Origin of the sequence: Klebsiella sp. RCJ4, assembly GCF_009025755.1 — a bacterium.
GTDB classification, from domain to species: domain Bacteria; phylum Pseudomonadota; class Gammaproteobacteria; order Enterobacterales; family Enterobacteriaceae; genus Klebsiella; species Klebsiella michiganensis.
This window is the reverse complement of sequence record NZ_WCIN01000046.1, coordinates 132655-147197: the sequence shown is the minus strand read 5'-3', so window position 1 is coordinate 147197 and position 14543 is coordinate 132655. Positions and strand designations below refer to the sequence as shown.

The 14543-nt window shown below is 60.8% G+C and carries 10 protein-coding genes and 1 pseudogene; 9 read left to right on the top strand and 2 right to left on the bottom strand.

Annotation, left to right across the window (positions count from 1 at the left end; genetic code table 11):
* Nucleotides 1-213: 213 nt before the first annotated feature.
* Both puuC and F8562_RS26530 read left to right on the top strand, forming a co-directional pair.
* Nucleotides 214-1701 (top strand): aldehyde dehydrogenase PuuC, encoded by a 1488-nt coding sequence (puuC, locus tag F8562_RS26535; RefSeq protein WP_014228789.1) that lies wholly within the window; start codon nt 214-216, stop codon nt 1699-1701.
* 2 nt (nt 1702-1703) lie between these two features.
* Nucleotides 1704-2984, top strand: a complete 1281-nt coding sequence (locus tag F8562_RS26530; protein ID WP_014228788.1) for an NAD(P)/FAD-dependent oxidoreductase — start codon at nt 1704-1706, stop codon at nt 2982-2984.
* A 29-nt stretch (nt 2985-3013) separates the two neighbouring features.
* On the opposite strand, the gene F8562_RS26525 is transcribed toward F8562_RS26530, so the two are convergent.
* Entirely contained in the window at nt 3014-3961 is a 948-nt protein-coding gene (locus F8562_RS26525) for a LysR substrate-binding domain-containing protein (protein WP_162763174.1), read from the bottom strand.
* 82 nt (nt 3962-4043) lie between these two features.
* Here F8562_RS26525 and F8562_RS26520 point away from each other — a divergent pair, with 82 nt between their 5' ends.
* Both F8562_RS26520 and F8562_RS29625 read left to right on the top strand, forming a co-directional pair.
* Nucleotides 4044-5135, top strand: a complete 1092-nt coding sequence (locus F8562_RS26520) for a tartrate dehydrogenase (RefSeq protein WP_014838053.1) — start codon at nt 4044-4046, stop codon at nt 5133-5135.
* A 543-nt stretch (nt 5136-5678) separates the two neighbouring features.
* Nucleotides 5679-5816 (top strand): annotated as a pseudogene (locus tag F8562_RS29625) (tartrate dehydrogenase); the annotation flags it as partial.
* A gap of 536 nt (nt 5817-6352) precedes the next feature.
* On the opposite strand, the gene ptsP reads toward F8562_RS29625, so the two are convergent.
* Nucleotides 6353-8854 carry a phosphoenolpyruvate--protein phosphotransferase gene (gene ptsP / locus F8562_RS26515; protein WP_014838052.1) on the bottom strand — a complete coding sequence of 834 codons (2502 nt, stop codon included), beginning with the start codon at nt 8852-8854 and terminating at the stop codon, nt 6353-6355.
* A gap of 309 nt (nt 8855-9163) precedes the next feature.
* On the opposite strand from ptsP, the gene F8562_RS26510 reads away from it, so the two are divergent.
* The 5 genes from F8562_RS26510 to F8562_RS26490 are packed head-to-tail and all read left to right on the top strand — an operon-like array spanning nt 9164 to nt 14128.
* The gene (locus tag F8562_RS26510; RefSeq protein WP_004131253.1) at nt 9164-10240 is read left to right on the top strand and encodes a PTS fructose transporter subunit EIIC; all 1077 of its coding nucleotides are present in this window, start codon (nt 9164-9166) and stop codon (nt 10238-10240) included.
* 20 nt (nt 10241-10260) lie between these two features.
* The gene (locus F8562_RS26505) at nt 10261-10581 is read left to right on the top strand and encodes a PTS fructose-like transporter subunit IIB (protein WP_004100938.1); all 321 of its coding nucleotides are present in this window, start codon (nt 10261-10263) and stop codon (nt 10579-10581) included.
* A gap of 51 nt (nt 10582-10632) precedes the next feature.
* On the top strand, nt 10633-12930 hold the full coding sequence (locus F8562_RS26500) for a formate C-acetyltransferase (protein WP_094909513.1): 2298 nt from the start codon (nt 10633-10635) through the stop codon (nt 12928-12930).
* Entirely contained in the window at nt 12896-13771 is an 876-nt protein-coding gene (locus F8562_RS26495; protein WP_014838050.1) for a [formate-C-acetyltransferase]-activating enzyme, read from the top strand. The genes F8562_RS26500 and F8562_RS26495 overlap by 35 nt, the downstream gene beginning before the upstream one ends.
* A gap of 15 nt (nt 13772-13786) precedes the next feature.
* The gene (locus tag F8562_RS26490; protein WP_004849743.1) at nt 13787-14128 is read left to right on the top strand and encodes a PTS fructose-like transporter subunit IIB; all 342 of its coding nucleotides are present in this window, start codon (nt 13787-13789) and stop codon (nt 14126-14128) included.
* The last annotated feature ends 415 nt before the right edge of the window (nt 14129-14543 follow it).

Genomic DNA, 14543 nt, shown 5'->3' with positions numbered 1-14543 from the left:
TTCAGGCCTGCGCCGCCGGAGGCGAACTCCGGCGGCGCGAAGATAACGCAGTTCACCTTGCGCAATGCGGAAAGACTTATTCCGCTGGCCCCGGATAATTCACGCCTGTTAATGGGCAATTTAAACGGTACTCAACCCCGGGGACGCCCTGCGCCCTGAGGATCTGAAATCACCACTTTTTTATTTTTCCGATTATGTCATTAAGGAGTCATGATGGATTTTCACAACCTGGCTTACTGGCAAGAAAAAGCAAACAATATCGCGATTGAAACGCGGCTATTTATTAACGGCGAATACAGCGCCGCCGCCGATAATAGCGTGTTCGCCACCGTCGACCCTACCGCCCAACAGACGCTCGCCGAGGTCGCGCGCGGCAAAAAGGCCGACGTCGATCGCGCGGTCCAGGCCGCCCGCGGCGTCTTCGATCGCGGCGACTGGTCGCAGGCCTCCCCTGCCCAGCGCAAAGCGGTGCTGCATAAATTCGCCGACCTGATGGAAGCCCATCGCGAAGAGCTGGCGCTGCTGGAAACCCTCGACACCGGTAAACCGATTCGCCACAGCCTGCGCGACGATGTCCCCGGCGCCGCCCGCGCGATCCGCTGGTACGCCGAAGCCATCGATAAAGTGTACGGCGAAGTCGCCCCCACCGGCGGCAACGAGCTGGCCATGATCGTCCGCGAACCGATTGGCGTGATTGCGGCGGTTGTGCCGTGGAATTTTCCGCTGCTGCTGGCCTGCTGGAAGCTTGGCCCGGCGCTGGCGTCCGGCAACAGCGTGGTGCTTAAGCCGTCGGAAAAATCCCCGCTTACCGCTCTGCGCCTGGCGGGCCTGGCGAAACAGGCCGGGCTGCCGGACGGCGTATTCAACGTGGTGAGCGGTTTCGGCCATGAGGCCGGTCAGGCGCTGGCGCAGCATCATGACGTTGAAGTCATCACCTTTACCGGCTCCACCCGCACCGGTAAACAGCTGCTGAAAGACGCGGGCGACAGCAATATGAAGCGCGTCTGGCTGGAGGCGGGCGGTAAAAGCGCCAATATCGTCTTTGCCGACTGCCCGGACCTGCAAAAAGCGGTTAACGCCACCGCCGGCGGTATTTTCTACAATCAGGGCCAGGTCTGTATCGCCGGTACCCGTCTGCTGCTTGAGGAGAGCATCGCCGACCGCTTTCTCGACCTGCTAAAAGAGCAGGCAAAGGGCTGGCAGCCTGGCAATCCGCTCGACCCGAATACCACCATGGGCATGCTGATCGACAACAGCCACGCCGATAGCGTCCACAGCTTTATTCGCGCCGGCGAAGCGCACAGCACGCTGCTGCTGGATGGACGTAAAAATCCGTGGCCCGCGGCGGTCGGCCCGACCATCTTCGTCGACGTCGACCCCGCCTCCGCCCTCAGCCAGGAGGAGATCTTCGGCCCGGTGCTGGTGGTGACCCGCTTTAAAACCGAAGAGCAGGCGCTGGCGCTGGCCAACGACAGCCGCTACGGCCTCGGCGCGGCGGTCTGGACCCGCGATCTCTCCCGCGCTCACCGCGTCAGCCGCCGTCTGAAAGCCGGCTCCGTCTTTGTGAACAACTACAACGATGGCGATATGACCGTGCCCTTCGGCGGCTATAAGCAGAGCGGCAACGGACGCGATAAGTCCCTGCACGCGCTGGAAAAATTCACTGAACTGAAAACTATCTGGATTGCCCTGGAGTCTTAATCATGAGCGAACATACCACCAGCTATTACGCCGCCAGCGCCAACCGCTATGAGCCGTTCCCGACGCTGGACGAATCGATCGGCTGCGACGTCTGCGTCGTCGGCGGCGGCTATACCGGCCTCTCTTCGGCGCTGCATCTGGCCGAAATGGGCTACGATGTGGTGCTGCTGGAAGGCGCGCGCATCGGCTTCGGCGCCAGCGGACGCAACGGCGGCCAGCTAGTCAACTCCTATAGCCGCGATATCGACGTTATCGAAAAAACCTACGGCCCGGATGCCGCGAAAATGCTCGGCAGCATGATGTTTGAAGGCGGCGACATTATTCGCGAACGTATCCAGCGCTATCAGATTGCCTGCGACTATCGCCCCGGCGGGCTGTTTGTCGCGCTGAATCATAAACAGCTGGAGACCCTGGAAGAGCAGAAAGCGAACTGGGAGCGCTACGGCAATACCCAGCTGGAGCTGCTGGATGCCAGCGCCATTCGTCGCGAAGTGGACAGCGACCGCTACGCCGGCGCGCTGCTGGACCACAGCGGCGGTCATATCCATCCGCTCAATCTGGCGATTGGCGAAGCGGACGCCATTCGGCTCAACGGCGGCCGGGTTTACGAACAATCACCGGTCACCGGCATTCAGCACAGCAGCCCGGCGGTAGTGACCACCGCACGCGGACAGGTCACCGCCCGCTACGTGATCGTCGCCGGTAACGCCTATCTCGGCGATAAGCTCGAGCCGGAGCTGGCGAAACGCAGCATGCCGTGCGGCACCCAGGTGGTCACCACCGCGCCGCTGTCTGAGGATCTGGCGCGCTCGCTGATCCCGAAAAACTACTGCGTAGAAGATTGTAACTATCTGCTGGATTACTACCGCCTGACCGCCGACAACCGTCTGCTGTACGGCGGCGGCGTGGTGTACGGCGCGCGGGATCCGGACGACGTTGAGCGGCTGATTATGCCGAAGCTGCTGAAAACCTTCCCGCAGCTGCAGGGGGTGAAAATCGACTACCGCTGGACCGGCAACTTCCTGCTGACCCTCTCGCGAATGCCGCAGTTTGGCCGCCTCGATAACAATATCTATTATATGCAGGGCTACAGCGGCCACGGGGTCACCTGTACCCACCTCGCCGGACGGCTGATTTCGGAGCTGCTGCGCGGGGACGCCGAACGTTTCGACGCCTTCGCCAGGCTGCCGCACTATCCGTTCCCCGGCGGGCGCAGCCTGCGTATTCCGTTTACCGCCATGGGCGCGGCTTACTACAGCCTGCGCGATCGGCTCGGCGTGTAATCCCCTCGGCCGACGGCGCCGGCCGTCGGCTATTTTTCCTCGCCGTTGCGCGGCGGAAATCGCTGCTGGAAGTAGTGGCGCAAAAACTCCACGGTGGTACGAATTTTGGCCGAGGTCGCCAGCCGCGACACGTATACCGCCCAGATATTGGCGGGCTGATAGTACTCCGGCAGCAGCTGCACCAGATTGCCGCTGGCGATATTTTCCCTGACGTCCCACCACGAGCGCAGCGCAATCCCCTGCCCCTCCAGGCACCACTGATGGACGATTTCACCGTGGTTAGACGACAGCGGTCCGGTCACCTTGATGGCGTGCTCCCCCTCTTTATCATCGCGCAGCTGCCAGACGCCAAAGGGCCGGTCGCGCTCTTTGATCACCAGACAGGGCAGCGCGGCGAGATCGCTGAGCTGTTTCGGCCGGGGATAGCGGGCGACAAACGCCGGCGAGGCGCAGAGGATGCGGTGATTGCTGGCAAGCTGGCGGGCTATCAGATTGGGCGCGATATCGTCGCCGACGCGAATATCCAGATCGACCCCTTCATTGGCCAAATCCACCAGCCGGTCGGCGACGTCAAAACGGATCTCCAGCTGCGGGTAGCGACGGGCCAGCTCGGAGAGCGCCGGCGCGACTACCCGCCGGCCAAAGCCAAAGCTGCTGATAATCCGCAGCGTCCCCTGCGGCACCTGCCGCACATCGGAGAGCTCATCCATCATCTGGTCGACATCCTGCAAAATGCGTAGTCCCCATTCGTAGATGCGCTCGCCCTCTTCGGTGATAGCCACGCGCCGGGTGGTACGGTGCAGCAGCTGGACGTTGAGCGTTTGCTCCAGCAGCGACACGCGCTTGCTGACGAAAGCCGGCGAGACGCCGAGCTCTTCCGCGGCGGCGGCAAAACCGGCGCGGCGGGCAACCAGCATAAAGACGCGTAAATCGTTCAGCAGCGGCAAATTATTCATGATTCGTGTTTTATGTTTCACCAGTTAACGGGATTAATTATGAATCAGTCAATTATAGGATAGCGGTGAAGTCAATTTTCCTTACCTCAAACTGAGAATAACGATGAATAAAACCTTACGTATTGCCGCCATCCCCGGCGATGGCATCGGTAAAGAAGTGCTGCCGGAAGGCGTCCGCGTGCTGCAGGCCGCCGCCGAACGCTGGGGGCTGGCGTTAAGCTTCGAGCACTTTGAGTGGGCCAGCTGCGACTATTACGCGCAGCACGGCGCCATGATGCCCGACGACTGGCGCGCGCAGCTGCAAACGTTTGATGCGATCTACTTCGGCGCGGTCGGCTGGCCGGATATCGTGCCGGACCACATTTCACTGTGGGGCTCGCTGCTGAAGTTCCGCCGCGAGTTCGACCAGTACGTCAACCTGCGTCCGGTGCGCCTGTTCCCCGGCGTCCCCTGCCCGCTGGCGGGTAAACAGCCCGGCGATATCGATTTCTACGTGGTGCGTGAAAACACCGAAGGGGAATATTCCGCCCTCGGCGGCCATGTGAATCCGGGGACTGAACATGAAGTGGTGATTCAGGAGTCGGTATTTACCCGTCGCGGCGTTGACCGGATCCTGCGCTACGCCTTCGAGCTGGCGCAGAGCCGACCGCGCAAAACCCTGACCTCGGCGACCAAATCCAACGGTCTGGCCATCAGCATGCCTTTCTGGGACCAGCGCGTCGAAGCGATGGCGCAGCACTACCCGGAGGTGAAATGGGATAAGCAGCACATTGATATTCTGTGCGCCCGCTTCGTGCTGCAGCCGGAACGTTTTGACGTGGTGGTCGGCTCCAATTTGTTCGGCGATATCCTCTCCGATCTCGGCCCGGCCTGTACCGGCACCATCGGCATTGCCCCGTCGGCAAACCTCAATCCGGATCGCACCTTTCCGTCGCTGTTTGAAGCGGTACACGGTTCGGCGCCGGATATTTACGGCAAAAATATCGCCAACCCGATTGCCACCATCTGGGCCGGCGCGATGATGCTCGACTTCCTCGGCAACGGGGACGCGCGCTACCAGGCCGCCCACGACGGTATTCTGGCGGCGATTGAGCAGACCATCGCCAGCGGACCGAAGACGCCGGATATGCAAGGCAGCGCCTCCACCCAGCAGGTGGGCGAGGCGATTTGTCGGGCGATTGTTGAACAAAAGTAGCCCGGACAGGCGCGTCAAGCGCCGCCTCCGGGAGAGTTTCATACAGCAGCGGGGATATCTCTGAAACAAAGTGAGATGCAGCGATGCCCTGACCCCCGCTGAAATCGGCGAACCGGAGGTCGGAAGACAAGGGCTGGCCGCCAGGGATGGCGGACAGAGGCGAATCGAGACACGACAAAATTGCCTGGAGCAATTTAGAACAGCGCTTGCGCTGGCCCCGTAGGGGCGAGTCCCAGGGATGGGACGAGTAATATCGAGTTGAGCCGACCGCAGGCTGAGGTCCGGGAGGTGAGCGCAGTGCGCAGCACCGATTTCTTTGCGGGACCGCGGGGATTGTAAAGGGGGAGACGGTTTTCTCCCCCTTTACCCGTTCACCTACCACGGTGAGACATTTTCTGCGGGATAGCGGTGAACGAAACCCCTGCACGCTTTCCCGGAGGCGGCGCTTACGCGCCTGTCCGGGCTACCCAATCTGTCTCCCTCAGGCACCGGGCCCGGAAATCCCGGGTCGCGGCGTAAACGCCTTACCCGGGCTACTGCCCCTACCAGGCCGCCCACGACGGCATTCTGGCGGCGATTGAGCAGACCATCGCCAGCGGACCGAAGACGCCGGATATGCAAGGCAGCGCCTCCACCCAGCAGGTGGGCGAAGCGATTTGTCGGGCGATTGCCGGGCAGTAGATCGCCCAGACGGGCGCGGCAGCGCCGCCTCCGGGACGATGTTCGTGCAGCTACGATATGCCTCTGAAACAACGTGATATGCAGCTATGCCCTGGTGCCCGCTGAAATCGGCGAACCGGAGGTCGGAAGACAAGGGCTGGCCGCCAGGGATGGCGGCCAGAGGCGAATCGAGACAGCGATGTCGAGTTGAGCCGACCGCGGGCTGAGGACCGGGAGGTGAGCGCAGTGCGCAGCACCGATTTCTTTGCGGGACCGCGGGGATTGTAAAGGGGGAGACGGTTTTCTCCCCCTTTACCCGTTCACCTACCACGGTGAGACATTTTCTGCGGGATAGCGGTGAACGGAACCCCTGCACGCTTTCCCGGAGGCGGCGCTTACGCGCCTGTCCGGGCTACCCAATCTGCCTCCCTCAGGCTCCGGGCCCGGAAATCCCGGGTCGCGGCGTAAACGCCTTATCCGGGCTACTGCCCCGCAGACGGCTGGAAACCCGTAGCCCCGGTAAGCGCAGCGCCACCGGGGAGATTCTCCGGACCGAATTACAGCTCCAGCTCGCGCTGCAGCAGCGCCGCAATCGCCTCGCTGCTCTGCGCCGTCACCAGCGATTGCCGGAACTCCGCATGCATAATGCGCCGCGCCAGCCGCGAGAAAATACGCATATGCTGATCCCCCGCCGAATGCTTATTGAGCGTCAGCATAATCACAAACTGCGCCTCGTCGTCGCCCCACGCCACCGGCTGCGCCAGACGGGCGACGCTGATGGTCGACTGCTCAATATGCTCCGATTTACTGTGCGGAATGGCGAAGCTAAACCCTAACCCGGTGGAGAACACCGCTTCGCGGGCCCACAGATCCGCTTCCAGCTTACGCGGATAGCGGCAGCGCCCGGCCAGCAGCAGATTGTCGGTCATGCCCTTAATCACCTCCTCTTTACTGCGCCAGTCGCTGTTCAGCGTAATGCACTGAGGGGTAATCAGCGGCGCGTCCTGCTGGGTCATACGGAACTGGGCCAGCAGGTGCTCGACCTCCAGCGAAGTACGGCACTGCATCGCCTGATTCAGCAGCTGACGGCAGGCGCGGCTGTCAAGCTGCGCCAGACGCGCCTTGGTCGCCGGGATCGACGGCGCGCTCATGCTCAGCTCATCCAGCCCCAGCCCCACCAGCAGCGGCAGCACGGAACCTTTGGCCCCCAGCTCGCCGCACAGGCCGATCCATTTACCCTGGCGATGCACCGCCTGAACCGCGTAATCCAGCGCGCGTAAAAAGGCCGGATTGAGGCTGTTGTAGTGGCGCGTCACCCTGGCGTTATCGCGATCCACCGCCAGCAGATACTGGGTCAGGTCGTTGCTGCCGATACTAAAGAAATCAATCTCTTCGCAGCACTGGTCGATGATAAACATCACCGACGGCACCTCGAGCATAATGCCCAGCGGGATCTTTTCATCAAACGGAATCTGTTCGCCGCGCAGCGACTGTTTGGCATCCGCCAGCTGCTCTTTCACCCACAGAATCTCCTCCATCGAGGAGATCATCGGGATCATGATTTTCAGCGCGCCGTGCGCGGAAGCGCGCAGAATCGCCCGCAGCTGAGTGCGGAACAGCGCCTGATACTCCTCATAAATACGCACCGCCCGGTAGCCGAGGAACGGGTTGTTCTCCGCCGGAATGTTGAGGTAGGCCACCGGCTTGTCGCCGCCGATATCCATGGTGCGGATGATAATGCTGCGCCCGTTGGCCGGCTCCAGCGCCTGGCAAAATAGGTTATACAGCTCGTTTTCCGACGGCGCGCTGGGCCTGTCCATATAGAGCATTTCGGTGCGGAACAAGCCTACCGACTGCGCGCCGTTGTTGAAGGCCGCCGTCGCCTCTACCGAATGGGCGATGTTGGCCGCCACCTCCAGGCGAATACCGTCTTCCGTACGCCCCGCTTTATCCAGCCAGGCCTGCTGCTGGCGGCGGATCTGCGCCTGCACCCAGGCCTCCTGCTGGTAGTAGCGCGCCACCGCTTCATCGGGATTCACCACCACCAGCCCGGCGTTACCGTCAATCTGCACTCGCCGATCGACCCACGGCAGCAGCGCCTCCATATCGACGCCCACCAGGGTGGGAATATTGAACGAACGCGCGAGGATCACCGTATGTGACGTGGTGCCGCCGCTGCGCAGCAGCAAACCTTTAAGCAGGGTTTTATCCAGCTCAAGGAACTGGCTGGGGGTGAGTTCATCGGCGAGGCAGATGGCCTCTTCCGTCAGCTTACCCGGTGCCGGAAAACGATCCTCACCGTAGATATGCTGCAGAAGCTGGAAGCAGACATCGCGCACGTCCAGCACCCGCTCCTGCAAATAACTATTGCCGGAAGCGCTGAACTGGGCGCAAAAGTGTTCGCCGGTCGCGACCACCGCCTCAGCGCAGCTCAGGCCGCTCAGCAGCCCGCCCAGCAGATGCTGGCGCAGCGAGGCGTCGGTGGCCAGAGAGCGATGCGCCTCAAGGATCGCGCTGGCGGTACCGTCGTTATCCAGCAGGCGGAACTCAATATTTTTCACCAGCAGGGTCAGCCCCCTGTCCAGCGCCGCCTGTTCCTGTTCAATTGCGCCCGCTGCGGGCAAAGCGCCTGAATCGCGCAGGTCGAGGGATTTAAGATGGGTGAGCCTGCCGCCCGCGCTGCCGGCGCAGACCGGCAGCGCGTGAAACAGCGTGGGATTGAGGCGCGAGAGGGATTCAGGAACCGGCTGAACGTCCATGGATTCCGCCGTCGGCAGCGGCGCATCGCAGTGCGGGAACTCCTCGCTGATAAATGCCGACAGCGCATCAAACGCCTGCTGTTCATCTTCACCGCTGACGACCAGCTGGCAGCGGTCCCCCTTCAAGGTATTGGTGCCGATAATCGCCAGCGCGCTTTTCGCGTTTCCGCGTCCTTCCGTGCGGGTATTTAACCATTCGACCGAAGACGAAAAAGTATTGCACAGGGTTTCTACCAGGCTTGCCGGACGCGCATGCACGCCGTTGGGCAAATCACATATGAATTCAATTACCAGAGCCATCGCCTTCCTCCTGAATAATGCGTATTTAGCCAAAAGGTAAAGAAAGAACCGGCCCGCCACTACACGATAAAAGTGGCAATTACTGGATAATTGTATGCCCGACTCTTTTTTATGCTCGCGGTCACAAATCGCCTGACTAACGGCGCCAAAAACCCACCAGCGCTAAGATTTGAGGTGGATCGCAATTTTCCTCTGGCCTTACAAATATCCAGTAAATGCACTTTTTCTCTACTATTTTATGCGCCGCCCTTTTTCTAAGGTTGAAGCATCAACTCAGTCACGGGCCACGCAGCGCTCAGGAGAATAACAATGAATGAACTGGTGCAAATATTAAAAAATACCCGCCAGCACCTCATGACCGGGGTTTCACATATGATCCCGTTTGTCGTGTCCGGAGGGATCTTGCTGGCAGTCTCCGTCATGTTGTACGGCAAGGGCGCGGTGCCCGATGCCGCCACCGACCCTAACCTGAAAAAACTGTTTGATATCGGCGTGGCCGGCCTGACGCTAATGGTGCCGTTTCTGGCGGCCTATATCGGCTACTCCATCTCCGACCGCGCGGCGCTGGCTCCCTGCGCCATCGGCGCCTGGGTCGGCAACAGCTTCGGCGCCGGTTTCTTCGGCGCGCTGATTGCCGGGATCATTGGCGGGCTGGTGGTCTACTACCTGAAGAAAATCCCGGTGCATAAGGTGCTGCGCTCGGTGATGCCCATCTTCGTTATCCCGATTATCGGCACCTTTATTACCGCCGGGATCATGATGTGGGGCCTCGGCGAGCCGATTGGCGCGCTCACCGCCAGCCTGACCGGATGGCTGCAGGGCATGCGCGAAGGCAGCATCGTGATTCTCGCCATCATCATGGGCCTGATGCTGGCCTTCGACATGGGCGGTCCGGTGAATAAGGTCGCCTACGCCTTCATGCTGATTTGCGTTTCCCAGGGCGTTTACAGCGTGGTGGCCATCGCCGCCGTCGGCATCGCCGTGCCGCCGCTGGGCATGGGCCTGGCAACGCTGATTGGACGTAAATACTTCTCCGCGGAAGAGCGCGAAACCGGTAAGGCCGCGCTGGTGATGGGCTGCGTTGGCGTGACCGAAGGCGCGATCCCCTTCGCCGCCGCCGACCCGCTGCGCGTTATCCCGGCCAATATGATCGGCGCCGCCGCCGGCTGCGTTACCGCCGCGCTGCTCGGCGCCCAGTGCTATGCCGGCTGGGGCGGGCTTATCGTTCTGCCGGTCGTTGAGGGTAAAGGCGGATTTATTGCCGGCCTCGCGGTTGGCGCCATCGTCAGCGCCGCCTGCGTCATCCTGCTTAAGGCCCTGGCGAAAAAGAAAACGTCTGACGCCAAAGCCGATGACGAGATGGATCTTGATTTCGAAATTAACTGAGACACGGGAAGGAATATTGTATGACCAAAATTATCGCCGTTACCGCTTGCCCGTCTGGCGTCGCCCACACCTATATGGCCGCCGAATCGCTGGAGAGCGCCGCTAAGGCCAAAGGCTGGCAGGTCAAAGTCGAGACCCAGGGCTCCATCGGCATTGAGAACGAGCTGACCGCAGAAGACGTCGCCAGCGCCGATATGGTGATTCTGACCAAAGATATCGGCATCAAGTTTGAAGAGCGTTTTGCCGGTAAAACCATCGTGCGCGTCAACATCAGCGACGCCGTGAAGCGCGCCGAAGCCATTATGAACAAAATCGACAGCCACCTTTCGCAGAATGCCTGACTGAATGCACGGGGCGCGGCCTGCGCCCCGCAAAATAACATGGAGTTTGTCATGACCAATCGCACTCAACGCTTAAAAGATCGTCTGTTCGCCAACCCGCGCGAAATCTCCCTCGAGCGAGCGCTGCTCTACACCGCCAGCCATAAACAGACCGAGGGGGAGCCGGTAATGATCCGCCGGGCGAAAGCGACCGCATGGGTCCTCGATCATGTGCAGATTTCGATTCGTGATGATGAACTGATTGCCGGCAACCGTACGATCAAGCCGCGCGCCGGGATCATGTCGCCGGAGATGGATCCCTACTGGCTGCTCAAGGAGCTGGACCAGTTCCCGACCCGCCCGCAGGACCGCTTCAACATCAGCGAAGAAGATAAGCGCATCTACCGCGAAGTGCTGTTCCCCTACTGGGAAAATCGCTCGATGAAGGACTTCATCAACGCCCAGATGACCGATGAAGTGAAGGCCGCCGTCAGCACGCAGATTTTTAGCGTCAACCAGACCGATAAAGGCCAGGGACATATCATCATCGACTACCCTCGCCTGCTGGAAAACGGCCTCGCCGCGCTGGTGGCGGAGATGAAAGCGGTGAGTCAGCGGCACCCGCAGAACAATTTTTATCAGGCGGTGCTGATCCTGCTGGAAGCCTCCCAGCGCCATATTCTGCGCTATGCGGCGCTTGCCGATGACATGGCCGCCGGCTGCGGCGACGGGCAGCGGCGCAAAGAGCTGGAGACCATCGCGGACATCTCCCGCCATAACGCGGTGCACCGCCCGGAAGATTTCTGGCAGGCCTGCCAGCTCTTCTGGTATATGAACATCATTTTGCAGTATGAATCCAACGCCAGCTCCATTTCGCTGGGCCGCTTTGACCAGTACATGCTGCCGTACTATCAGGCTTCGCTGAATCGCGGCCAGGATCCGCAGTTTCTTCAGGAGCTGCTGGAGTCGCTGTGGGTGAAGTGCAACGATATTGTCCTGCTGCGATCCACCAGCAGCGCGCGCTACTTCGCGGGCTTCCCGACCGGCTATACCGCCCTGCTCGGCGGCCTGACCGAGACCGGACGCAGCGCGGTCAATATCCTGTCGTTTTTATCCCTCGACGCCTACCAGAACGTTCGCCTGCCGCAGCCGAACCTCGGCGTGCGGGTCAACGAGCTGGTCGATCGCCCTTTTCTGCGCAAAACCGCCGAGACCATTCGCCTCGGCACCGGCATTCCGCAAATCTTCAATGATGAAGTGGTGATCCCGGCGTTTCTTAACCGCGGCGTCTCGCTGGATGACGCGCGGGATTACTCGGTGGTTGGCTGCGTTGAGCTGTCGATCCCGGGGCGCACCTACGGCCTGCACGATATCGCCATGTTCAATCTGCTGAAGGTGATGGAAATCGTGATGCTGGAAAACGAAAGCAACCCTGACATCACCTGGGATGGGCTGATCGACCAGATCCGCGACAAGATTCGCTATTACATTAAGCTGATGGTCGAAGGCAGCAATATTTGCGATATCGGCCACCGCGACTGGGCGCCGGTTCCCCTGCTCTCTTCCTTTATTGAGGATTGCGTGCAGCACGGCCAGGATATCACCGAAGGCGGCGCGCGCTATAACTTCTCCGGGGTCCAGGGCATCGGCATCGCTAACCTCAGCGACTCGCTGCACGCGCTTAAAGGGATGGTGTTTGAGCAAAAACGGCTCAGCTTCGCTGAACTGATCGCGGTGCTGAAAGCCAACTTCCAGACGCCGGAAGGGGAAAAAATCCGCGCGCGCCTGATCAACCGCTTCGAGAAATACGGCAACGATATTGACGAAGTGGACAACATCAGCGCCGATCTGCTGCGCTTCTACTGCAAAGAGGTAGAGCAGTACCGCAACCCGCGCGGCGGTCGCTTTACGCCGGGCTCCTATACCGTCTCTGCCCACGTGCCGCTCGGCTCGGTCGTCGGCGCCACTCCGGACGGACGCCTGGCCGGAGAGCAGCTGGCGGACGGCGGGTTCTCGCCGATGCTCGGCCAGGACGTGCAGGGGCCGACCGCGGTGCTCAAGTCGGTCAGCAAGCTGGATAACTTTCTGCTCTCCAACGGTACGCTGCTGAACGTCAAATTCACCCCGGCGACCCTTGCCGGCGACGGCGGCCTCAATAAGCTGGCCGACTTCCTGCAGGCATTCACCAGGCTGAAGCTGCAGCATATTCAGTTCAACGTGGTCAACACCGATACGCTGCGCGAAGCCCAGCAGCGGCCGCAGGATTTTGCCGGCCTGGTGGTGCGCGTTGCGGGCTACAGCGCCTTTTTCGTCGAGCTGTCGCAGGAGATTCAGGATGACATTATCCGCCGCACCGCGCATCAGCTGTGAGGTCCTGGAAACGCGCGCCGATAAGGCGCGCATTTTTAATATCCAGCGCTACTCTTTGAATGATGGTCAGGGGATCCGCACCGTCGTGTTTTTTAAAGGCTGCCCGCATACCTGTCCCTGGTGCGCCAATCCGGAGTCGATCTCGCCGCAAATTCAGACCGTACGCCGCGAGAGCAAGTGCCTGCGATGCTCCCGCTGCCAGCAGGACGTGGTCGAGTGCCCTTCCGGCGCGTGGCAGCAGATTGGCCGCGACGTCACCCTCGATAATCTGCTTAAAGAGGTGCTGAAGGATGAGGTCTTCTTCCGCGCCTCCGGCGGCGGCGTGACCCTGTCGGGCGGCGAAGTCCTGATGCAGGCCGAATTCGCCGCGCGCCTGCTGCGCCGCCTGCGCGAATGGGGGATCAGAACGGCGATTGAAACGGCGGGCGATACCGCCTACCGCCGCTTTTTTCCGCTGGCGCAGGCCTGCGATGAAGTGCTATTCGATCTAAAAATCATGGATGAAACGCTGGCCCGCGAGCAGCTGCGGATGAATATGCCGCGGGTGCTGGATAACTTTACCCGTCTGGTGGAAGCGCATATTCACGTGATCCCCCGGGTGCCGCTGATTCCGGGATTCACGCTTGATGAAGCGAATTTCCGCCGGATTCTGGCATTTTTGGCCCCCTTTAAGCTGCCGGAAATTCATCTTCTGCCGTTCCATCAGTACGGCGAACCCAAATATCACTTACTGGGAAAAACATGGTCGATGTCGATGATTAAAGCTCCCGAGGAATCTGAGATTCAACCATTCAGGACGCTGGCCGAACGGGCCGGTTTTAGCGTGACCGTCGGCGGATAACGCCAGGAGGATGCTATGGATTTCACTATCGTTGCCGTCACGGCCTGCGTCAGCGGCGTCGCTCACACCTATATGGCTGCCGAGCGGCTGGAAAAAGTCGGCCACCAGGAGAAATGGAATATCAAAATTGAAACCCAGGGCGCGCTGGGGGTGGAGAACAAAATAATGGCCGACGATATCGCCCATGCCGATGTCGTTCTGCTGGTGACGGATATTGAAATTGACGATGCCGGACGCTTTAGCGGCATCCGCACCATTAAGACCAGCATCAAAACCTTTCTGCTGCAGCCGCAGCAGATTGTCGACGCGGTGAAATGCATTATGAAAAAGCCGGTGGTTTATCTTGAGATCCCGTGAGTACACCGGTGATTTTGCCGCCCGGGCAAGGCGCTTGCCCGCGGCCCGGGGAAATAACACTTCCCCTGCTCAGACTTCCCCCGGTCGCGCTGCGCTTACCGGGGCTACAGGTTCACCACCGTTTGCCGTTTTGTAGCCCGGGCAAGGCGCTTGCGCCGCGGCCCGGGGAAATAGCACCGCGCCCGCTCAGACTTCCCCCGGTCGCGCTGCGCTTACCGGGGCTACAGGTTCACCGCCGTATGCCGTTTTGTAGCCCGGGCAAGGCGCTTGCGCCGCGGCCCGGGGAAATAGCACCGCGCCCGCTCAGACTTCCCCCGGTCGCGCTGCGCTTACCGGGGCTACAGGTTCACCGCCGTTTGCCGTTTTGTAGCCCGGGCAAGGCGCTTGCGCCGCGGCCCGGGGAAATAGCACCGCG